This window comes from Cellulomonas sp. GbtcB1, from assembly GCF_019091725.1.
GTDB lineage: Bacteria > Actinomycetota > Actinomycetes > Actinomycetales > Cellulomonadaceae > Cellulomonas.
Genome location: NZ_JAGXJG010000529.1, coordinates 1 through 238, shown reverse-complemented (window position 1 = coordinate 238; position 238 = coordinate 1). Strand labels below are relative to the sequence as shown.

Sequence of the window (238 nt, the reverse complement as noted above, 5' to 3'; positions counted from 1 at the left end):
CGTCGACCGCATCGGCGGCGTCCCGGTGATCATGAAGGCGCTGCTCGACGCCGGACTGATCCACGGCGACTGCCTCACCGTCACCGGCAAGACCGTCGCGGAGAACCTCGCCGACGTCGCCCCGCCCGCCCCGGACGGCAAGATCCTGCGCGCGCTGGACAACCCGATCCACCACACCGGCGGCATCACGATCCTCGACGGGCCGCTGGCCCCCGAGGGTGCCGGGGTGAGGGCGGCC

1 protein-coding gene is annotated in these 238 nt (G+C 73.5%); it reads left to right on the top strand.

Annotated elements, in window-relative coordinates; translation table 11 throughout:
• Positions 1-238 (top strand): dihydroxy-acid dehydratase (locus KVT14_RS21275; protein WP_217617380.1); only part of this gene is annotated, 238 nt, incomplete at both ends.